The following is a 17,827-nucleotide window of genomic DNA, read 5'->3' as shown; positions in this document are numbered from 1 at the left end:
TAGCCGGGTGTCTGCCGCAGGGATGCGGCAGCCAAGCCTACAGGGACGTATTTACGGCGACCCGGCGATCTGCCCACAGCGGTCGACCCAGCCACTAATCACACAGCACCCTGCCTTTAAAGGTCGCCCCATTCACCAATCACACCGCAACCTGCCCTTAACGGTCACTCCATTCACTAATCCCACCGCGAACACTCTCTGCCCGACCAGATTAATGAGTATTCTCTGGCAGCAACGCCACGACTCAAAAGGGAGACCGCTGCGGGACGGGTTAGCCGGGTGTCTGCCGCAGGGATGCGGCAGCCAAGCCTACAGGGATGTATTCACGGCGACCCGGCGATCTGCCCACAGCGGTCGACCCATACACCAATCACACCGCAACCTGCCTTTAACGGTCGCCCCATTCACCAATCCCACCGCCATCTGCCCGTAACGGTCATCCCACTCGCCAATCCCACCGCGAACACTCTCTGAACGGCCATATCAACACATACTAGCTGGCAGCAACGCCACGATTCAAAAGGGAGACCGCTGCGGGACAGGTTAGCCGGGTGTCTGCCGCAGGGATGCGGCAGCCAAGCCTACAGGGACGTATTTACGGCGACCCGGCGATCTGCCCGCAGCGGTCGCCCCATACATCAATCCCGCCGCAATCTGCCCGTAACGGTCATCCCACTCGCCAATCCCGCCGCGAACAATCTCTGCCCGACCAGATTAACGAGTATTTTCTCGCAGCAACGCCATGACTCAAAAGGGAGACCGCTGCGGGACGGGTTAGCCGGGTGTCTGCCGCAGGGATGCGGCAGCCAAGCCTACAGGGATGTATTTACGGCGACCCGGCGATCTGCCCGCAGCGGTCGACCCACACACCAATCCCACCGCAACCTGCCTTTAACGGTCGCCCCATTCACTAATCCCGCCGCGAACAATCTCTGCCCGCCCAGATTAACGAGTATTCTCTGGCAGCAACGCTATGACTCAAAAGGGAGACCGCTGCGGGACGGGTTAGCCGGGTGTCTGCCGCAGGGATGCGGCAGCCAAGCCTACAGGGATGTATTCACGGCGACCCGGCGATCTGCCCGCAGCGGTCGATCCAGTCACTAATCAAACCGCAATCTGCCTTTAACGGTCGCCCCATTCACCAATCACAATGCAACCTGCCTTTAACAGTCATCCCATTCACCAATCCCGCCGCGGAACGACCAAATTAACTTCATTCGTACAATTGAGACACTTCACATTCCACCGCTAAACCGATGTCACCGTGCACGCGCAGGATTTATCATCACTAACCTCTCCCCCGGCAAGGATCCCGATGAACAGTACCGTCTATGATGCCTTTCGCTGTCTGAATTTACTGGCCACGGCGACCCGACCGCAGGGCATTCGCGAAATGGGCCGTGAGCTGGCGCTGGATTCTGCCAAGGTCACGCGACTGATGCAGACCCTGCTGGCGCTGGATATGGTGCAGCGCGATGCCGGGCGCAAATACAGCCTGGGAATCGGCATCCACCGCCTCTCGGCCCACGCCATCCACAATTCGGCGTTTTACAATGCGGTGATGGATCTGCTGGAAGAGAGCGGCAATCACGCCATCTCCATCGTGATCGGCGCGCTGAGCGGCAGGAGCGTGGTGTATCTGATCCATACCCGCGGCGGGGAAAGCATTGCGCGCGCCATCGGCAACTACCAGTCGTTTCCGGTACATGACTCCGTCATCGGCATTAAACTGCTGTCGGCGATGAGTGATGAAGAAATCATTGGCCGGATCGGCATCAACGATCATCAGCTGCTGAAACAGGACATTGACGAGGCGCGCCGGCATCAGGTGTTTGCTAAAGATTTTGGCCCCGGCGATTACCGCCTGGCCTGCAATATCCCGGGCATGCAGGCCGCCATTGCGCTGTCGAACATCAACAGCGAAAAAATGGATATGGCCAGCCTGCGGTTGTACCTGATCTCGGCGGCAAAAAAAATCAGCGGGGAATCACTTCCCATGCTGCCTTAATCGTTCGCAGCGGGCTGCCGTGTCGGCCACGCGCTGGCCCGGTTTATACAGCGCGGACCCCAGCCCCACGCTGTCGTAGTAGCGCAGATACTCAGCGGCATTGTCCAGATCCACGCCCCCGACCGCCGAAAAGCTGACGGGCTGAGAAAGCGGGCCTTTGATCAGCTGCGGATAGTTGCGCGGCAGCGCGCAGGCGGGAAATATCTTCACCACGTCCACCCCCAGCTCTACCGCGCTGTAAATTTCCCCCGGCGTAAATACCCCCGCGCAGACGAAAAGCCCCTGCGCTTTTGCCTGAGTTACGATCGCCGGATTGAGATTCGGGGTGAGGATGAAATCGGCACCGGCGGCCACGCTGCGCCGCAGGTGATCGGCGGTGGTGACGGTCCCCACCCCGAGCTGGATATCACCACCGAAGCGCTGCCGAACCCGGCGCAGGCTGGTTTCCCACTCGGGAGAGTTGGTGGTGATTTCAACGCGGTTAATTCCGTGCTCAAGCAGACAGGCAATGTGCGGCACGGCTTCGTCTGCGGGGATCCCGCGCAGGATGGCGATAACCTGAGCATTATTCTCCATGACGAAACACCTCATTGAATCCGGCAAGGGTAGCGCTTTCGGCGGACAGGAGCTGACAGCGGCGGTGCAGTATTTCACAGGCATGCCGGTAGTGCGGCAGCAGTGCTTCGCTGCCGATATAGCATACCGTTTCATTGCCGCCGGGATCGCCGCGCAGTATTTCGTATCCCATCAGCAGGCCGGAAAGCCAGGAGGCGGCCGCCTCTTTTGGCAGCGCATCCAGGATGTAGCGGCCCCGGCAGCGAAACAGCTCCGTCACCAGTTCGGCCTGCTCCCGCACCACCGTGATTGCCGTCTCTACGCCGGACTGAAATGCTGCCGCTGAGTGAACCTGCTCCGGCAGGCCTTTACCCACCACCGCGTGATTCAGCAGCAGATGATACAGCTCGCCGGTCATGATGGTCTGCATCCCGATAACCGCCTGCCGGGCGCGGTCCACCCTGAGCCATTTGCTGTGGGTGCCCACGGCGGCAAACAGCGAGGCATCGCACTGCGTCAGCGCCCCCGCCAGCTGCATCTCTTCCCCCCGGCAGATCTCGTTGACCCGCCGGTCACAGATGCCGGGCCGCAGGGTGAGCGGATTCGGCAGGATGCCCGGCAGCGCCCGGCCCTTCCCCAGCAGCTGCGAAAAGCTGAGCGGCATTTCGAGATATCCGGCGTCGGCAAGCCCGATATTACTGCCGATCATCCCGCACAGCAGCACGGGCAGCCGCTCATCGTAAGCCTCTTCCAGCCGCCGCATCTGCCGTTGCAGGATCCCGGGCAGTTCGGCTTTCTGGCATTTGCCAACGCCGCAGCTGTCCTGCACCGCTTTGATCACCACGCCATCGCGCACGCTCAGCGCGCGGAAGTTGCTGGTTCCCCAGTCCACCGCAATGTAGTTCATCGCTCCCCTCCCAGCGCGGCCAGCGGCAGAAATGCGGTCAGTTCCCGAAGCTCCTGCCGCGTGATGTCATCCAGGCTCTTTGCCGGTTCACGCACGTAATCGCTGGCAAAAATTCCGGCCTGATGCAGCACGGTTTTATGAATGGCCACGCCAATTCCCGGCTGTACGCCGTAGCGCAGGAAAGGCAGATAGCGATAGAACAGCGCCTGAGCTTCACGTCGGTCCCACTGCCAGGCGGCCAGAATGGCATTGATCACCTCCGGGAATTCGCAGGCGGGCATGGTTCCGGTGATCCCCCGGCACAGCTCCTCAAACAGGAAGCCCGCGTTCAGGCCACCGAACAGGCCGACGCTCTCCCCCAGCGCCTGTTTTAAGGCGGTGATTTTCAGCGTGGTGGGCGGCTGTTCAACTTTGATGTATTTGATTGCCGGGAAATCCTGGCACAGGCGCACCAGCGTCGGCACCGGGATATTCACCCCGGTCATCAGCGGCGCATCCTGAATCATGATGTCGATATCGCAGGCCTGGCAGATGTCGCGCCAGAAGCGATAAATCTCCTCCGGACCGGGCTTCACCACCGAGGGTGGATTAACCATCGCCACCTGCGCGCCCCAGTGCTGCACCCGGGCGATCTCCTCAATGGCGACGGCGGATGACGCCCCGCCCGCCGCGGCCACCAGCGGCAGGTCGCCCACCTGTTTTTTGACGCAGTCAAACAGCGCCCGCTTTTCATCCAGGGTCAGGGCATAGCCTTCGGACGCATTGCCGAACAGTGCCAGACCATCAACGCCCTGCTGCAGCAGAAACTTTACCAGACGTTCAACGGAGGCCAGATCCAGCTGGCCCTGCTCATCAAATGCCGTGGCGAGAATCGGGACATTACCTTTTAACATGCTGCCTCCATAACCACGTCGCGAACGCGATCTTCATCGATTTCAATGCCTAAACCCGGACCCTGCGGCAGATGATACGCACCGCCTTCGCAGATCAGCGGCTGCTTCAGCAGCTGATTGGCAAGGGCAAAAACGGGAGGCTGGTATTCGAGCATAAACAGATTGGGAATGGCGGCGGCGGCATGAATCGACGCGGCGATGCACGGCCCCAGCCCCACGCTTAAATGCGGCGCCACCCGCAGATTCCACGTTTCGGCCAGCGAGGCGATGTGCATCAGTTCACTGATGCCGGTTCTGCCGACGTCGGGCTGCAGAATGTCCGCCGCCCGCTGCTCAATAGCCGCTTTGAACTGGTAGCGCGTGCGTTCGGTTTCGCCCAGTGCAATCGCCACCGGGCTTTTAGCGCGCAGTTCACGATGGCCGGCGATATCCTCCGGCAGCAGCGGCGCTTCCAGAAAGCCCACTCCGAGCGCGTGTAACTGCGTGGCTAAATCGCTGGCCTCGGCCACGCTGTAGTTCCAGTGCGCATCGATAAAAATCTGCGCCTCGTCGCCGAGGGTTTCACGAATGGCGCGGATGTTTTTGACGTCTTCACGCACGCCGTAGCCCAGCGCGAGCTTGACGGCATGAAAGCCTTTTTCCTGCCACTGCTTCGCCAGGCGGCAGCGGCTGTCGATATCCGGTTCGGGCAGGCCCGAGACATAGCACGGGATCGTGCGGCGAAACGCGCCGCCGAGCAGCTGATGGACCGGCAGACCGAGAATTTTGCCTTTAAGATCCCACAGGGCGATATCCACGCCGGCGATGGCATCGATGTGATAGCCGCCGGTGTGGCCGCGATCGCGCATCGAGTCGTACATTCTGGCGTTCAGCACGCCGCTGGAGAACGGGGATTCCCCGATCAGCAGCGGTGCAAAAAGCTGTTTAATCAGTTCGGCGGCCACCTGCGGCACCACCGGTGCCAGCGCCTCCCCCCAGCCGACGTGGCCGTCGCTGCTGGTAATTTTCACCAGGCAGGTTTCCATCTTGCGTGAATAGACACAGCGGTATTCCGGGCGGTAGTAATAGTCCGGTTCGCTCCCGTCCGCCCGTCCGCCGAGATAGGCCTGGTCCGGGGTGATTTTAAGCGGGAAACACTCCACGTTCGTTATGTGCATAAAAGCTCCAGTTCTCATTAATCCAGTACTTTTCCAGCCGTTTCTTTGGCAAACCACACCGCAATAAACGAGATCAGCGCGGTAATCATCACGTACCAGGCGGGTGAAAGCGGATCGCCGGTGAAGGTAATCAGGCTTGCGGAAGCCAGCGGCGTGACGCCGCCAAACAGCGCCACGGTGAGGTTGTAGGACATGGCAATGCCGCCATAGCGGATTGCAGTGGGAAACAGCTCCACCATCGCAGCACCGCAGCCGCCGTTAAACAGCGCCACAAACACGCCCAGCATGCTCATCGCGGCGATAGAACTGCCCACCGAACCCTGGGTCATCAGCAGCATGGCGGGATACGTGAACAGGATGAATCCGGCGCAGCCCATCAGCATCAGCGGCCGCCGGCCCCATCTGTCCGACAGATAACCGGTTACCGGCATGCAGATGGCTACGCTCAGCAGGCCCAGCGTAGTGATCAAATAGGAATCGGTGCGGCTGTAGTGCAGATGCGTGGAGAGATAGCCGGGCATAAACGACTGCAGCACCCAGCTGCTGACCGCTTTAATCACCACGAAACCGGTACAGAACAGCAGCGCCGACAGCGAGGTTTTCAGCGCGGTGCGCAGCGGCGACTTTTCAAGCCTGCCGCTCGCCTTCAGCTTGTGAAATTCCGCCGAGTCCTCCATGTTGCGGCGCATATACAAGCCACCCAGCCCCAGCGGTGCGGCCAGCAGGAACGGAATGCGCCAGCCCCAGTCGTTCATCGCCGCTTCCCCCAGCCACCAGGTCAACATCAGCACCAGGCCCGACCCGCAGACGAACGCCATAAAACTAAAGTTTTCGCTCCAGCAGGTGAGCGTGGCGCGCCGGTGCGGCTTCGCGCTCTCCGCCAGATAGGTAATCACGCCGGAGCTTTCGCCGCCCGCCGCGAAGCCCTGCACCAGGCGGGTGATCACCAGCAGCACCGGCGCGATAATGCCGGCCTGATGCCAGGTGGGCAGTATCCCCATCACGAAGGTTGAGATGGACGTAATGACAATCACCGTGACCAGCACTTTGCGCCGCCCCAGTCGGTCACCCATCGAGCCAAAAAATAAGCCCCCCAGCGGGCGCATCAAAAAGCCGGAACCAAAGACCGCGAAGGACTTCAGCAGCGCGGTAGCCGGATCGTCACTGATAAAGAAGTTACTGGCGATAATCGCCGCTAACGTGCCGTATAAGCCGAAATCGAACCACTCGATAAAGTGGCCAATCCCGGCGGCCATCATGATTCTGGCCGTGCTTTTGGGCGGGCCTGCGGTTTCTGCCGCCCTGTACTCACCGCCATAGCGGCGGTCTGAACTCTCCATACGACCTCCAGAGGATAAACGTCGCGCCGAGGAAGACGCGTCATGTCATGAAAGTTAGCGTAGGGTTTTTGATTAGCGGCTGCGCTGTCAGGGGGGGATTGCGTGAAGCGAATCAAAGAACGAATCGCAAAATTGCTTCATATAGTGAAGCATTAACGAAAAACCATCGCGCGACCCGGTACTTAATCCCAACAGCACCTAAATAAACCGCTGCGCCACAACGAAAAATTCATACGGTTTTTTTATACTCTCCTTCCCGACACTCCACCTTTGCTAAGGGACCGGCATGAACTTCGTTGAACACTTTGATTTTTCTGGGATCGCAAACACCTTTCTCAGCTATTTTTTTGCTTTTATCTTCGGTGCGCTGATTGGCGCAGAGCGCCAGTTTCGCCAGCGCACGGCGGGGCTGCGAACCAACGTGCTGGTTGCCATCGGCGCTGCGGGGTTTGTTGACCTCGCCGACTCCATCGCCGGCAGTACGGAGGCGGTGAGAGTGATCTCCTATGTGGTGTCCGGGATCGGCTTTCTCGGCGCCGGGGTGATCATGAAAGAAGGCGCCAACGTCAGCGGACTAAATACCGCCGCGACCCTCTGGTGTTCGGCGGCCGTCGGAGCCTGTACCGGCGTGGACCGCATCCCCGAGGCGGCGTTATTAACGGTGTTTATTCTGGCGGGCAATACGCTACTGCGCCCGCTGGTTAACTTTATTAACCGCGCCGACACCGACAGCGTTGAAGCCGAATACGTTATTCTTGTTACGGTGCCGCGTCAGTTTTCCGGCAGGGTACGCGATGCCCTGCAGGAATTTCTGGAAGAGCACCGTTATCCAGCGGCGGATATTGAAACCGTGGTAACCGACAGCACCAACGTGGAGATTGAAATCACCCTGATCAGTACGGAGGTCGACGCCGCCGAGCTGGACAAACTGGTGGAGCAGCTGAAGCGGCTGGAACATATCGGCTACGCCACCTGGCGGGCGAATACGCTGTGATGATAAGGTTGATTTACCTGAATCATCTGGACAGAAATTAAATGAGCATTTCAGCGGTTTATGAATGGCGGCAGTATGGCTACCTGGTGAGCACGGACCGGGAAAAGCTGGATGTGCAGGCCGTGCATCGGTATCTGACCAGATCGACGTGGGCTAAGGGCATTTCTCAGGAGATTGTCACCACTTCCATACAGAACAGCCTGAACTTTGGCGTTTATCACGAAGGCTGCCAGATTGGTTTCGCGCGCCTGATAACGGATTACGCCACCTTTGCCTACCTTTGTGACGTGTATGTGCTTGAGGAGCATCAGGGTAAAGGGCTGGGCCGATGGGTGATGGAATGTCTTCATCATCACCCGGTTTTTGAGCAGCTGCGCAGAATTATGCTGTTCACCACCACCGCCCCCTGGCTGTATGAAAAGTTGGGCTATGAGCCGGTCAACCGGGAAAACTATGCGTGGACTATTACCCGACCGGATATTTACCTGAATGGGAAGACGTAACACACGCCGGGCCAGTCATTAATTAAACAATTATGACCTCTAGTCGTTGAGCGCGTTAATAACGGAGGGGTGTGCCGCAATGCGGCGTGAAAAATCCGCATAGGCAGGATATTCCTCCGTCATTTTAAAGCCAACCTCGTTACCCCAGTTGAAAAACACCAGTAAATAGGGGTCCACGACGGTTAACGATTCGCCAACGGCAAACGCGTTGCCCAGCTTCGAGTCGATGATTTTAAAAGCCTCCGCTACCCGCTGCTTCGCTTTTGTCTGGATGGATTGATGGAGAGCAGGATCGTCAGTTAAACGTTGCGGCCTGAATAGCCCACCAAATGCCTGACCGTGAACTTCGCCCGATAACCAGCACATCCATTCCAGCACGCGGACTTTATGCAACTCGCTCGCGCCGAGGAGCCCTTTCTCCGGCACCCATTGCGATATGGCGAGCGCTATAGCCGGCGTTTCGGTAATCACCGCATCATCGAAAGACAGTACCGGAACCCGCCGCTTGGGGTTTATTCTGGAAAACGAGGCGCTCTGAGTCTCCTGTTTCTGAACTGAGGTTTCAATCGGGGTGAACGGCAGCCCGGACTCATGAAGCAGGGTATGAGTCGCCAACGAACATGAACCACGTGAGAACCAGAATTTGATGTTATTCATACGAAACTTCCATTAGTAGGTAGACTGGTCTATCATGTTTGCAGCTTATTACATTGTCAAGAGTGCTAAAATGAAAGAGAAGACTCGCCGGGGCGCAGGCAGGGAGATCTTAGTTTCGTCGGCTAAGCATCTGTTTATAAAAAACGGCACGGCCAATGTGGGGATTAACGATGTTACCGCTGAGGCTGGCTTAGCTAAGATGACCTTGTATAACAACTTTTCATCGAAAGACGCGCTTATCGCTGAAGTTTATCAACGGGTAGCGGAGGAAATCCTTGAAATGTGCCGAGACTCGATGTCGGAACTGGGCAGCGAACAGGAAAAAATAATCTCATTGTTCAACAATACAATTGCGCAAAAAGCGTACCAGCGTGGCTGCCCGATGAACCATGCCTTGTTTCAATCTGCTGAGCCTGATGGGGAAATTTTCCTTATTGTACAGAATTATAAACGGCAGTTAAGGCAGCTTATTGTGGATTGTTTAAACGCGGGCCGCGTCAATCGACAGCAGCTGGCGGATCAAATTTTAATTTTACTGGACGGCTTTGCTCTGCAAACCTATATCAAGGCCGTCGATTCACCCGATGAATCAGTAAAGGTTCTGATAACAACGATGTTAAACGAACACAAATAAAATCGTTAAACAGAGCCGAAAGGGTCACTGCGGGAAGTCTGGCTTTCAAGCGCAGCCAGGATCGCGGCTTCCATTTTCTCCGGGCTGGCGATGGGTGCAAAACGCTTAAGCGGCTTGCCGTCGCGCCCTATCAGGAACTTAGTGAAGTTCCACTTGATCCGCCCGCCCAGCACGCCGGGCAACTCATCTTTCAGATAACGAAACAGCGGATGCGCGGCGGCACCGTTGACCTCGACTTTTTCGAACATCGGGAAGCTAACGCCGTAATTAACGTGACAGGTCTGCGCGATGTCGTCGGCGTCGCCGGGTTCCTGCTTGCCAAACTGGTTGCAGGGGAAGCCCAACACCACCAGCCCCTGTGCGGCGTACTTCTTGTAGAGCGCTTCAAGACCTGCGTACTGTGGCGTGAAGCCACACCGGCTGGCGGTGTTCACCACCAGCACCAGTTTTCCCGCATACTCAGCCATAGAGACGGGCTGGCCCTGCAGGCTGGTGGCCGTCAGTTGATAGAAAGAGGTCATATCGTCATCCTCAAAACAGAACGTATTCAACGTCGATTTTGCCGCGCAGCGCTTTGCGGCGGCGGCATACGGCTTGGAGACTAGCTTGATGTCGATAACAGGACTTCACAGCACGCTGTAAATCTCAGAAACCACCTGCAGGGTTGCTTCTTCAATGGTTCCTTCATTACGGCATAAAATCCAGCCGTGGCTGGCAACTTCCCGCTCGAATGCCCGGGTGCTGGCGATATGCTCTTCCTGCTTTAGCAGCACCGTACTGCCCAGGCCACGGGATCGTGCCGCTGCCCTCGCCCATGAAATTTCGGGCGCCGTCACCACCCCGACATGCAGGTCCGGCGTTTGCACGTTGCGTTCCCTGTTAAGCTGTAAAATCTCGGCAAAGGGCACCCTACGGCGAAATGCGGCATCCGACGGGTACCAGCGATCCATCAGGATGATACTGTCCGCGGGCTGTTTGGTCAGCACCTGCCGGGAAATCCAGGCGCGGCTGTCGGCAAAGCGCGCACAAACCTCCCGCTCCAGATCGAGGCTGGGATTTCTCGCAAGGGTGTTAACGAGGGCCATCGTTTCCGCCCTGAAGGGATCGCTTTTTTTCTCGCAAAGCCGGATCACCTTCCTGCCGTCTGCCCTTAATACCTTCGTCACGGCTTCTAGCAGCGTGGTTTTGCCGGTGCCCTTCGGTCCATCCAGAGTTACAAACAGCGGATGACTCATACTTTTAAAGCGGGTTTATGAACGGTTTTTGTAAAGCTCAAATCTGGCAAACGCATCTGACTTCCTTTCTGTAAACAGCTGACCACCCATCTCGTTAGCTGGAACCGCTGACGCGTTAACACGAGCAGCACAGCATAGCGGTTTCTTATAAACAGACACCGATAAACACTCAAGTCATTTTCCCCCCAACGCGGGCACAGGGATTTAATATACCATTAGTTCGTGTACGAACGGTCATTACGCGGTATAGTTTCATCGCCGGGCAGTCGACTGTAATTGCCTTGTAAAATCAAAGGGTAATACCCTTGTCATTTGCGTGACTTCTTAACGTGGATTCGATATGAAAAACTCACGATCGCTGCTTTTATTATCTGTACTTTCCCTTATCAGCCTTTCTTCGTATGCCGCACATGAACATTATGAATTTGCCGTGCCTAACGCAATGCGCCCTGCTGCCAAACAGCCACTTTGTTCCGCCGAGGGCGAAACAAAAGACGGATGCCTGTTCCATTCACTGCAGGGTGACGTTAATCGCGTACGTTTGCCTGTCACAAATGAAACCAGCTGGGTACTGAAACCGCAAACGCCCGCTGTATTCACCGCTAAAAATCAGGATGATGAGGTCAAATCTGACAAGGCACGGTTTGAGGTGATCGACATCATTCCAGACAGACCCGAAGATGCGGATATCACTCTGGTTTTTGATAAATTAGAAACGTCAAAATCTGGGGAGAAAAGGATCGTTGAGAGTCGGAAAGTGAACATCATGAAGCACAGTGAAAAAACCTGGAACGAATAACCGTTCTCGCCCTTTTCACTATTTACTATCATCAACTGACTGATTTGAAAATAGTGACTGATTCAATCGAGACAAAGCCGGTCTTTTAAAACCGCTAAGCTAAATTTAAAAGGCCGACCGTTACGGGACAGGTTAGCCGGGTGTCTGCCGCACGGATGCGGCAGTCAAGCCTACAGGGAAGTATCTACGGCGACCCGGCGATCTGCCCGTAACGGCCGGCCAGATACCGGAACTCACCGCGATCTGACCACCTGCCATCGACTGTCACCCAACTACCGCAGCCCCCCGACAAACCCAAACTATCAGGTACTCAACCGCTTAACCGGCGCATTCTGCTGGCGATCCCACATCACCGTCAGCAGCCGCTGCAGCGCGATAAAGGCAAACAGCAGCACCCCGATAGCAATCTTGGTCCACCAGGAGCTCAGCGTACCGTCAAAGTTAATCCAGGTCTGAATCAGCCCCTGAATCAGCACGCCAAACAGCGTGCCCAACACCGTACCTACGCCGCCGGAGAGCAGCGTCCCGCCGATCACCACCGACGCAATGGCATCCAGCTCCACGCCCATTCCCGCCAGCGCGTAGCCCGCGGAGGTATAAATAGAGAAGACAATCCCCGCCAGCGTTGCCAGCCCGGAGGAGAGCATATAAACCCGCACCGTGGTGCTGCGGGTGGAAATCCCCATCAGCTTCGCCGAGGTGGCGCTGCCGCCGATGGCATACACCTGGCTACCGAAGCGGCTGCGGTGGGCCAGCAAAATCCCCAGCGCTACCACCATCAGCATAATCAGCGCCAGCAGGCTGAGCCGCCCGCCGCCCGGGATTTTCCAGGCCATCGACGACAGCGTGGCGTACAGCGGGTGATCGATAGGCAGCGAGCTTTCCGCCACCAGATAGCTGCAGCCGCGCAGGAAGAACATCCCTGCCAGAGTGATGATGAACGCCGGGATCTTTAAGGCATCGATTAGCCAGCCCATAAAGGCGCCAAAGGCCGACCCCATCACCATCACCAGCCCAAAGGCGACAAACGGATGCAGGTGGAAATCGCCGATGGCGCGGGCCAGGAACACCCCGGTAAAGGCGATCACCGCGCCCACGGAAAGGTCTATGCCGCCGGAGAGGATCACAAAGGTCATGCCAACGGCGATAATGCCGAGGAAGGCGTTGTCGGTGAGGATATTGGCAATCACCCGGGTCGACGCGAAGCCGGGGAACTGACTGAGGCAGAACAGATAACCGGCGACAAAAACCAGCAGGGTTATCATTAACGGAAGATGACGTTTAACCACCGCGCGGCCCTCTCTTAAACAGTTGAATAAAGCGTGGCGACTGCAGCAGCAGCACAATCATCACCACCACCGCCTTCACGACCTGGTTCAGCTCCGGCGGGAAGCCGGAAAGCAGAATGCCGGTGTTCATCGCCTGGATAATCAGTGCGCCGATCAGCGACAGCAGCAGATTAAAGCGGCCGCCCATCAGCGAAGCGCCGCCGATGACCACCGCGAGGATGGCATCCAGCTCCAGCCACAGACCGGCGTTGTTGGCATCGGCACCGCGAATATCGGCGGCCACGATCAGCCCGGCCACCGCGGCACACAGCCCGCTCAGCACGTAGGTGCTCATCACCACCAGCCAGCCGTTGACGCCGGCGTTGCGCGCGGCGCGCAGGTTGATGCCCACCGCCTCAATAAACATGCCCAGCGCGGTTTTGCGGGTCAGCAGCCAGACAACCAGCGCCAGCGCCAGGGTGATCCACAGCGGCACCGGCAGGAACCACAGCGTGCCGCTGCCGAGCCGGGCCAGCGCATCGCTGTCGAAGGTAACGATCTGTCCCTGAGTGATCAGCTGGGCGATGCCGCGCCCGGCGACCATCAGGATCAGCGTGGCGACAAACGGCTGGATTTTCAGCAGCGACACCAGCACGCCGTTCCATAACCCGCACAGCAGCCCGCTGCCCAGCGTCACCAGAATCACCACCGGCAGGCTGTGCCCGGCCACGGTCATCGTCGCGGCCGTTGCGCCCGCGATGGCCATCATCGCCCCCACCGACAGGTCAATGCCGCCGGTGGCGATAACCAGCGTCATGCCAATGGCGAGGATCGCCACCGGCGCGGCGCGGTTCAGAATATCAATCGGGCTGCCGAACAGCCGCCCGTCCTGCAGATGAATGGCAAAAAAGTTGTTCGCCACCATGCTGTCGATCAGCAGCACCAGGATCAGCGCCCCGATCTGCGGCAGTCCCGGCGGTAGTTTACGTTTCAACATCGGCGTTTTCCCCGGTAGCAAATGGCTCTCAAGCATGCTGTTCTCCCCCTGCCGCGATAGCGTTAACGATGGCGGCAACCGACAGCTGTTCCAGTGGAATTTCAGCAACCTGTTGCCTGTCGCGCAGGATCACTACCCGATCGGCATAGCCGACCAGCTCTTCCAGCTCCGATGAAATCACCAGCAGCGCCAGGCCGTCGGCGCAGAGCGTTTCAATCAGGCGAATAATTTCAGCATGCGCCCCCACGTCGATGCCGCGCGTCGGTTCATCAAGGATTAAAAACTGGGGACGGGTCACCAGCCAGCGGGACAGCAGCACCTTCTGCTGGTTGCCCCCGGACAGCAGCTCAACCGGCTGGTCGGCGTCCGGCGTGCGGATGCCGAGGCTTTTGATGAAGCGCTCGGCGATTTCCTGCTGTTCACGGCGCTTGATTGGCCGCAGCCAGCCGCGCTGCGCCTGCAGGGCCAGGATGATATTTTCCCGTACCGAAGCGGCACCGATAATGCCGTCGGTCTTACGATCTTCCGGGCAGAAGCCCATCCCCAAACGGGAGGCCTGCGCCGGGGTGCGGATGTTCTGCGCTTTGCCTTTAATAAACGCCCTGCCGGAATCCGCCCGCCTGATGCCAAACAGCAGCTCCGCCGTTTCGGTTCGCCCCGATCCCAGCAGGCCCGCCAGGCCCACGGCTTCCCCGGGGCGCACGCTGAGGCTGAACGGTTCAATGGTGCCTTTTTTGCCGTAGTCCTTAAATTCCACCACCGGGGTGTCGCTACGCAGCGTGCTGCCCGCGCGCTGAAGCGCCGTTTCCAGCAGTTCGCGGCCCAGCATCAGCTTAATCAGCTCAATCTGCGGCAGTGAACGGGTGTCGCGGGTGGCAATAAACTGGCCGTTGCGCAGCACGGTGATACGGTCGGTGATGCGGTACACCTGGTCGAGGAAGTGGGTGACGAAAATCAGGCTCATGCCTTTCGCCCGCAGCTGGCTCATCAGGGTGAACAGCATCTCCACTTCACTGGCATCCAGGCTGGCGGTCGGTTCATCAAGGATCAGCACCTTCGCCGAGAGGTCCACCGCGCGGCAGATGGCGATAATCTGCTGCATGGCAACGGAGTAGTGGCCCAGCGGACGGGTTACATCCAGCTCGAAGCCGTAATCATTGAGCAGTTTCACCGCGCGCTGGTTCAGGGTTTTACGATCGATCAGCCCAAAACGCTTTGGCTCGCGGCCGATAAACAGATTGTCCGCCACCGACATGTTCGGCAGCAGGTTCACTTCCTGGTAGACGGTGCCGATGCCCAGCTCCTGCGCTTCGGCGGTGTTACGCGGGTTAATTGCCTGGCCGGAGAGAGCGATCGATCCGGCATCGCGCTGATAGACGCCGGTCAGCACTTTAATCAGCGTGGATTTCCCCGCGCCGTTTTCACCCAGCAGCGCCATAATTTCGCCGGGGCGGATATCAAAGGAAACATTATCCAGCGCGCGGACGCCGGGAAAGGATTTACTGACGCCGCTGATTTCCAGTAGCGTTGCAGAGGGGGAGTTAATGGTCATACGCTGCGCCTCAAACCATGAAAAAAGCCGCCCCGGGTGGAGCGGCACGTGGCTCAGTAACCCATACCTTTTTTGCGATCCAGCTGTGCCTGTGCGTCCGCAGGCAGGAACAGTTTGGTTTCGGTTTTGATAATTTTAGGCGGTACGGTGCCGTCTTTTTTCAGTTTTTCCAGCGCGTCAAAGGCCGGGCCGGCCATATTTGGCGTCAGCTCAACGTTGGCGTTGGCTTCCCCGGCCAGCATGGCTTTGTAGATATCCGGCACGCCGTCAATCGATCCGGTGAGGATGTCTTTGCCCGGCTTGAGCCCGGCTTCTTTAATCGCCTGAATGGCACCGATAGCCATATCATCGTTGTGCGCGTAAACCATGCAGATGTTTTTGCCGTTGTTCTCGGCCTTGATGAAGCTTTCCATCACTTCTTTACCCTTGCTGCGGGTAAAGTCGCCGCTTTGTGAGCGAATAACTTTGATATTCGGGGTGTTGGCAATCGCTTCAGCAAAGCCTTTTTTGCGATCGATAGCCACGCTGGCACCCACGGTGCCCTGCAGTTCTACGACGTTACAGGGTTTGCCGGCCTGCTCTTTCACCAGCCAGTCGCCGATCAGCTTGCCTTCATAGACGTTATCCGCGGTGACCACCGCCTGATACAGCGATTTGTCTTTCACCACAATGGCACGGTCAAGCAGGAATACCGGGATCTTGGCGTCTTTCGCTTCTTCCAGCACCGGCTCCCAGCCGGTCTGCACAACCGGAGCAATAAAGATTGCATCCACGCCCTGGGCGATAAAGGAGCGAACGGCTTTAATCTGGTTCTCTTGTTTTTGCTGACCATCCGCAATTTTCAGGGTAATGCCGCGCTTCTGCGCCTCGGTTTTTGCCACGCTGGTTTCCGCCGCACGCCAGCCCGATTCGGAGCCAACCTGAGAAAATCCAACGGTCATTGATTCAGCCAGCACGGGAGCAGACAGGCTGGCGCCGATAAGGACAGGTAAGAGTAAACGCTTCCACATGATCATTTTTCCTCTGATGGGATTTTGCCGTATAGGGTAACTGCACCTAAATCCTGGACTATTACCGAAAAAACATATTCGACAAAGCTCACAAAACACTAAAAATCAAAGAGATTAGAGAAATAGCATCAGTAAAATCCGAACAGTGAATATGGAGAATTCACCTGTTATGAAAGAAAATCAGGTTAAATAAGTGTAATAAACAGAAGCGGTTGCACATTGAGCATTTGGAAGCGATTACAGCACCGCGTGAAGTTCTGTCGTTCTGCCCGTCATCGTTTGAGGATTAAGAATTATCCTGAACTGTGATGTTTCTCACGATTCATCAGGGAAAGACCGCCGTCGATCGTAAATTTAATCAGTTTTCCGAAACTGATGTTTTTTAACATTTGCACGATGGATTCCGTAAGTAGCCGTTATATACTGATTTTCTTCTCCTGCTGCACGACATGGGCCTCATGAGCATTCACGACTACCTGTTAAAGTTTCGCAAAGTTAACAACCTTGAAAGTTTGGAAAAACTTTTCGATCACCTCAACTATTCGCTCACCGAGGATAGTGAAATCATCTTAATGTATCGTGCAGCCGATCATCGTCGTGCAGAGCTGGCTTCCGGTGGGCGTTTATTCGATCCCGGCTGCGTACCGAAAACGCTCTGGCACTATGTCGTCTGAAACCGTTAAAGCAGCTTTAGCCTGGTGATTTGGCAGGCGTTTTTCCGTATAGTTGGCTTCTGCTGATGCGATACGCTCGCATTTTTTCTGGCTATATTGAGGACTTCGCGTGGCTGTAGATTCCAAAACTCGCATCGGAGGCTGGCTGCTGGTGCCGCTGGCCTGGTTAATCATGACCCTGTTAACCAGCGCCCTGGTAATGGCCCTGTACCTCAGCGCCCTGTTCGATCCCGCGATGCGCCATCAGCTGTTTGCGCAGGAGAGTGCGGTGCTGCTGCCCTGGGGGCTGTCGCTGCTGACCTCCACGCTGGTCTGGTGCTATACCGGCTGGGTGACGTGGATTTTCTGCAAGCGCTCCCGCCGCCTGCCCCGCCATTACATTATCTGGCTGCTGATCACCGTGGTGCTGGCGCTGAAAACCTTCGCTTTTGCCCCGGTAGCCGACGGCCGGGCGGTGCAGACGCTGCTTATCGCCCTGCTGGCGGCGGGCATCCTCGTTCCCTACTTCAAGCGGTCCAGGCGGGTGAAAAACACCTTCACCGTCGAACAGTGATGTAAAAACCGTCAGGAATTTAATCGTGAGTGCGTTATCACGGCGTTGAATCGCGCTCAACGGTTGTGGTCAGGCAGGCAATATCCGATAA

19 protein-coding genes are annotated in these 17,827 nt (G+C 57.2%); 7 read left to right on the top strand and 12 right to left on the bottom strand.

The features are described from left to right. Nucleotides 1–1,315 precede the first annotated feature (1,315 nt). Nucleotides 1,316–2,008, top strand: a complete 693-nt coding sequence (locus PGH32_RS06675) for a helix-turn-helix domain-containing protein (RefSeq protein ID WP_337893544.1) — start codon at nt 1,316–1,318, stop codon at nt 2,006–2,008. Here the strand turns inward: PGH32_RS06675 and PGH32_RS06670 are convergent. From PGH32_RS06670 to PGH32_RS06650, 5 genes are read right to left on the bottom strand one after another with little or no spacing between them, the layout of a single operon-like run. Beyond that, nucleotides 1,988–2,584: a bifunctional 4-hydroxy-2-oxoglutarate aldolase/2-dehydro-3-deoxy-phosphogluconate aldolase gene (locus PGH32_RS06670; RefSeq protein WP_337893543.1), complete on the bottom strand. Its 597-nt coding sequence runs from the start codon at nt 2,582–2,584 to the stop codon at nt 1,988–1,990. The two genes, PGH32_RS06675 and PGH32_RS06670, sit on opposite strands and share 21 nt — an antisense overlap. Next, a complete protein-coding gene (locus tag PGH32_RS06665; RefSeq protein ID WP_337893542.1) occupies nt 2,574–3,470 on the bottom strand; it encodes a 2-dehydro-3-deoxygalactonokinase in 897 nt (298 codons plus the stop codon). The genes PGH32_RS06670 and PGH32_RS06665 overlap by 11 nt, the downstream gene beginning before the upstream one ends. Beyond that, nucleotides 3,467–4,363, bottom strand: coding sequence for a dihydrodipicolinate synthase family protein (locus tag PGH32_RS06660; protein ID WP_337893541.1), 897 nt, complete (start codon nt 4,361–4,363; stop codon nt 3,467–3,469). Before PGH32_RS06660 ends, PGH32_RS06665 begins: the two co-directional genes overlap by 4 nt. Next, nucleotides 4,357–5,520, bottom strand: a complete 1,164-nt coding sequence (locus PGH32_RS06655; protein ID WP_337893540.1) for a mandelate racemase/muconate lactonizing enzyme family protein — start codon at nt 5,518–5,520, stop codon at nt 4,357–4,359. Before PGH32_RS06655 ends, PGH32_RS06660 begins: the two co-directional genes overlap by 7 nt. A gap of 17 nt (nt 5,521–5,537) precedes the next feature. Further along, nucleotides 5,538–6,860: an MFS transporter gene (locus PGH32_RS06650; RefSeq protein ID WP_443112741.1), complete on the bottom strand. Its 1,323-nt coding sequence runs from the start codon at nt 6,858–6,860 to the stop codon at nt 5,538–5,540. Nucleotides 6,861–7,146: 286 nt separating this feature from the next. Here PGH32_RS06650 and PGH32_RS06645 point away from each other — a divergent pair, with 286 nt between their 5' ends. Beyond that, nucleotides 7,147–7,854 carry an MgtC/SapB family protein gene (locus tag PGH32_RS06645; RefSeq protein WP_314421679.1) on the top strand — a complete coding sequence of 236 codons (708 nt, stop codon included), beginning with the start codon at nt 7,147–7,149 and terminating at the stop codon, nt 7,852–7,854. A 41-nt stretch (nt 7,855–7,895) separates the two neighbouring features. Then, on the top strand, nt 7,896–8,357 hold the full coding sequence (locus PGH32_RS06640; RefSeq protein WP_337893539.1) for a GNAT family N-acetyltransferase: 462 nt from the start codon (nt 7,896–7,898) through the stop codon (nt 8,355–8,357). Nucleotides 8,358–8,396: 39 nt separating this feature from the next. Here the strand turns inward: PGH32_RS06640 and PGH32_RS06635 are convergent, their stop codons facing one another. Next, nucleotides 8,397–9,014 carry a glutathione S-transferase family protein gene (locus PGH32_RS06635; protein WP_337893538.1) on the bottom strand — a complete coding sequence of 206 codons (618 nt, stop codon included), beginning with the start codon at nt 9,012–9,014 and terminating at the stop codon, nt 8,397–8,399. Between the two features lie 70 nt (nt 9,015–9,084). Here PGH32_RS06635 and PGH32_RS06630 point away from each other — a divergent pair, with 70 nt between their 5' ends. Then, complete coding sequence (locus tag PGH32_RS06630; RefSeq protein WP_337893537.1) at nt 9,085–9,648, top strand: TetR/AcrR family transcriptional regulator; 564 nt, start codon at nt 9,085–9,087, stop codon at nt 9,646–9,648. Between the two features lie 5 nt (nt 9,649–9,653). On the opposite strand, the gene PGH32_RS06625 is transcribed toward PGH32_RS06630, so the two are convergent. Then, nucleotides 9,654–10,169 carry a glutathione peroxidase gene (locus tag PGH32_RS06625; RefSeq protein ID WP_337893536.1) on the bottom strand — a complete coding sequence of 172 codons (516 nt, stop codon included), beginning with the start codon at nt 10,167–10,169 and terminating at the stop codon, nt 9,654–9,656. Nucleotides 10,170–10,274: 105 nt separating this feature from the next. Next, entirely contained in the window at nt 10,275–10,883 is a 609-nt protein-coding gene (locus tag PGH32_RS06620) for a dTMP kinase (protein ID WP_337893535.1), read from the bottom strand. Nucleotides 10,884–11,223: 340 nt separating this feature from the next. Between PGH32_RS06620 and PGH32_RS06615 the strand changes: the two genes are divergently transcribed. Then, on the top strand, nt 11,224–11,682 hold the full coding sequence (locus tag PGH32_RS06615; protein ID WP_337893534.1) for a hypothetical protein: 459 nt from the start codon (nt 11,224–11,226) through the stop codon (nt 11,680–11,682). A gap of 302 nt (nt 11,683–11,984) precedes the next feature. On the opposite strand, the gene yjfF is transcribed toward PGH32_RS06615, so the two are convergent. From yjfF to ytfQ, 4 genes are read right to left on the bottom strand one after another with little or no spacing between them, the layout of a single operon-like run. After that, a complete protein-coding gene (gene yjfF, locus PGH32_RS06610; protein ID WP_337893533.1) occupies nt 11,985–12,971 on the bottom strand; it encodes a galactofuranose ABC transporter, permease protein YjfF in 987 nt (328 codons plus the stop codon). Beyond that, nucleotides 12,964–13,983, bottom strand: a complete 1,020-nt coding sequence (gene ytfT / locus PGH32_RS06605; protein WP_337893532.1) for a galactofuranose ABC transporter, ATP-binding protein YtfT — start codon at nt 13,981–13,983, stop codon at nt 12,964–12,966. Before ytfT ends, yjfF begins: the two co-directional genes overlap by 8 nt. Then, nucleotides 13,976–15,499 carry a galactofuranose ABC transporter, ATP-binding protein YtfR gene (gene ytfR / locus PGH32_RS06600; RefSeq protein ID WP_314421696.1) on the bottom strand — a complete coding sequence of 508 codons (1,524 nt, stop codon included), beginning with the start codon at nt 15,497–15,499 and terminating at the stop codon, nt 13,976–13,978. The genes ytfT and ytfR overlap by 8 nt, the downstream gene beginning before the upstream one ends. Nucleotides 15,500–15,552: 53 nt before the next feature. Next, nucleotides 15,553–16,509 (bottom strand): galactofuranose ABC transporter, galactofuranose-binding protein YtfQ, encoded by a 957-nt coding sequence (ytfQ, locus tag PGH32_RS06595; RefSeq protein WP_123330333.1) that lies wholly within the window; start codon nt 16,507–16,509, stop codon nt 15,553–15,555. A 458-nt stretch (nt 16,510–16,967) separates the two neighbouring features. Here ytfQ and ydgT point away from each other — a divergent pair, with 458 nt between their 5' ends. Both ydgT and PGH32_RS06585 read left to right on the top strand, forming a co-directional pair. Continuing rightward, nucleotides 16,968–17,183 (top strand): transcription modulator YdgT, encoded by a 216-nt coding sequence (gene ydgT, locus PGH32_RS06590; protein ID WP_314421702.1) that lies wholly within the window; start codon nt 16,968–16,970, stop codon nt 17,181–17,183. A 109-nt stretch (nt 17,184–17,292) separates the two neighbouring features. Next, nucleotides 17,293–17,736, top strand: coding sequence for a DUF2569 domain-containing protein (locus PGH32_RS06585; RefSeq protein ID WP_314421704.1), 444 nt, complete (start codon nt 17,293–17,295; stop codon nt 17,734–17,736). Nucleotides 17,737–17,827: the final 91 nt, after the last annotated feature.

The organism is Erwinia sp. SLM-02, assembly GCF_037450285.1.
Lineage (GTDB): Bacteria > Pseudomonadota > Gammaproteobacteria > Enterobacterales > Enterobacteriaceae > Erwinia.
The sequence above is the reverse complement of the archived record's forward strand: the minus strand, read 5'-3'. Positions and strand labels throughout refer to the sequence as shown.

What these genes read in the sequence shown, in the direction of transcription:
- PGH32_RS06620 (WP_337893535.1), bottom strand. Translation starts at nt 10,883, where the DNA reads ATGAGTCATCCGCTGTTTGTAACTCTGGATGGACCGAAGGGCACCGGC.
- PGH32_RS06670 (WP_337893543.1), bottom strand. Translation starts at nt 2,584, where the DNA reads ATGGAGAATAATGCTCAGGTTATCGCCATCCTGCGCGGGATCCCCGCA.
- ydgT (WP_314421702.1), top strand. Translation starts at nt 16,968, where the DNA reads ATGAGCATTCACGACTACCTGTTAAAGTTTCGCAAAGTTAACAACCTT.
- ytfQ (WP_123330333.1), bottom strand. Translation starts at nt 16,509, where the DNA reads ATGTGGAAGCGTTTACTCTTACCTGTCCTTATCGGCGCCAGCCTGTCT.
- PGH32_RS06675 (WP_337893544.1), top strand. Translation starts at nt 1,316, where the DNA reads ATGAACAGTACCGTCTATGATGCCTTTCGCTGTCTGAATTTACTGGCC.
- PGH32_RS06660 (WP_337893541.1), bottom strand. Translation starts at nt 4,363, where the DNA reads ATGTTAAAAGGTAATGTCCCGATTCTCGCCACGGCATTTGATGAGCAG.
- PGH32_RS06645 (WP_314421679.1), top strand. Translation starts at nt 7,147, where the DNA reads ATGAACTTCGTTGAACACTTTGATTTTTCTGGGATCGCAAACACCTTT.
- PGH32_RS06625 (WP_337893536.1), bottom strand. Translation starts at nt 10,169, where the DNA reads ATGACCTCTTTCTATCAACTGACGGCCACCAGCCTGCAGGGCCAGCCC.
- ytfT (WP_337893532.1), bottom strand. Translation starts at nt 13,983, where the DNA reads ATGCTTGAGAGCCATTTGCTACCGGGGAAAACGCCGATGTTGAAACGT.
- PGH32_RS06615 (WP_337893534.1), top strand. Translation starts at nt 11,224, where the DNA reads ATGAAAAACTCACGATCGCTGCTTTTATTATCTGTACTTTCCCTTATC.
- PGH32_RS06650 (WP_443112741.1), bottom strand. Translation starts at nt 6,860, where the DNA reads ATGGAGAGTTCAGACCGCCGCTATGGCGGTGAGTACAGGGCGGCAGAA.
- PGH32_RS06640 (WP_337893539.1), top strand. Translation starts at nt 7,896, where the DNA reads ATGAGCATTTCAGCGGTTTATGAATGGCGGCAGTATGGCTACCTGGTG.
- PGH32_RS06630 (WP_337893537.1), top strand. Translation starts at nt 9,085, where the DNA reads ATGAAAGAGAAGACTCGCCGGGGCGCAGGCAGGGAGATCTTAGTTTCG.
- PGH32_RS06665 (WP_337893542.1), bottom strand. Translation starts at nt 3,470, where the DNA reads ATGAACTACATTGCGGTGGACTGGGGAACCAGCAACTTCCGCGCGCTG.
- PGH32_RS06655 (WP_337893540.1), bottom strand. Translation starts at nt 5,520, where the DNA reads ATGCACATAACGAACGTGGAGTGTTTCCCGCTTAAAATCACCCCGGAC.
- PGH32_RS06635 (WP_337893538.1), bottom strand. Translation starts at nt 9,014, where the DNA reads ATGAATAACATCAAATTCTGGTTCTCACGTGGTTCATGTTCGTTGGCG.
- ytfR (WP_314421696.1), bottom strand. Translation starts at nt 15,499, where the DNA reads ATGACCATTAACTCCCCCTCTGCAACGCTACTGGAAATCAGCGGCGTC.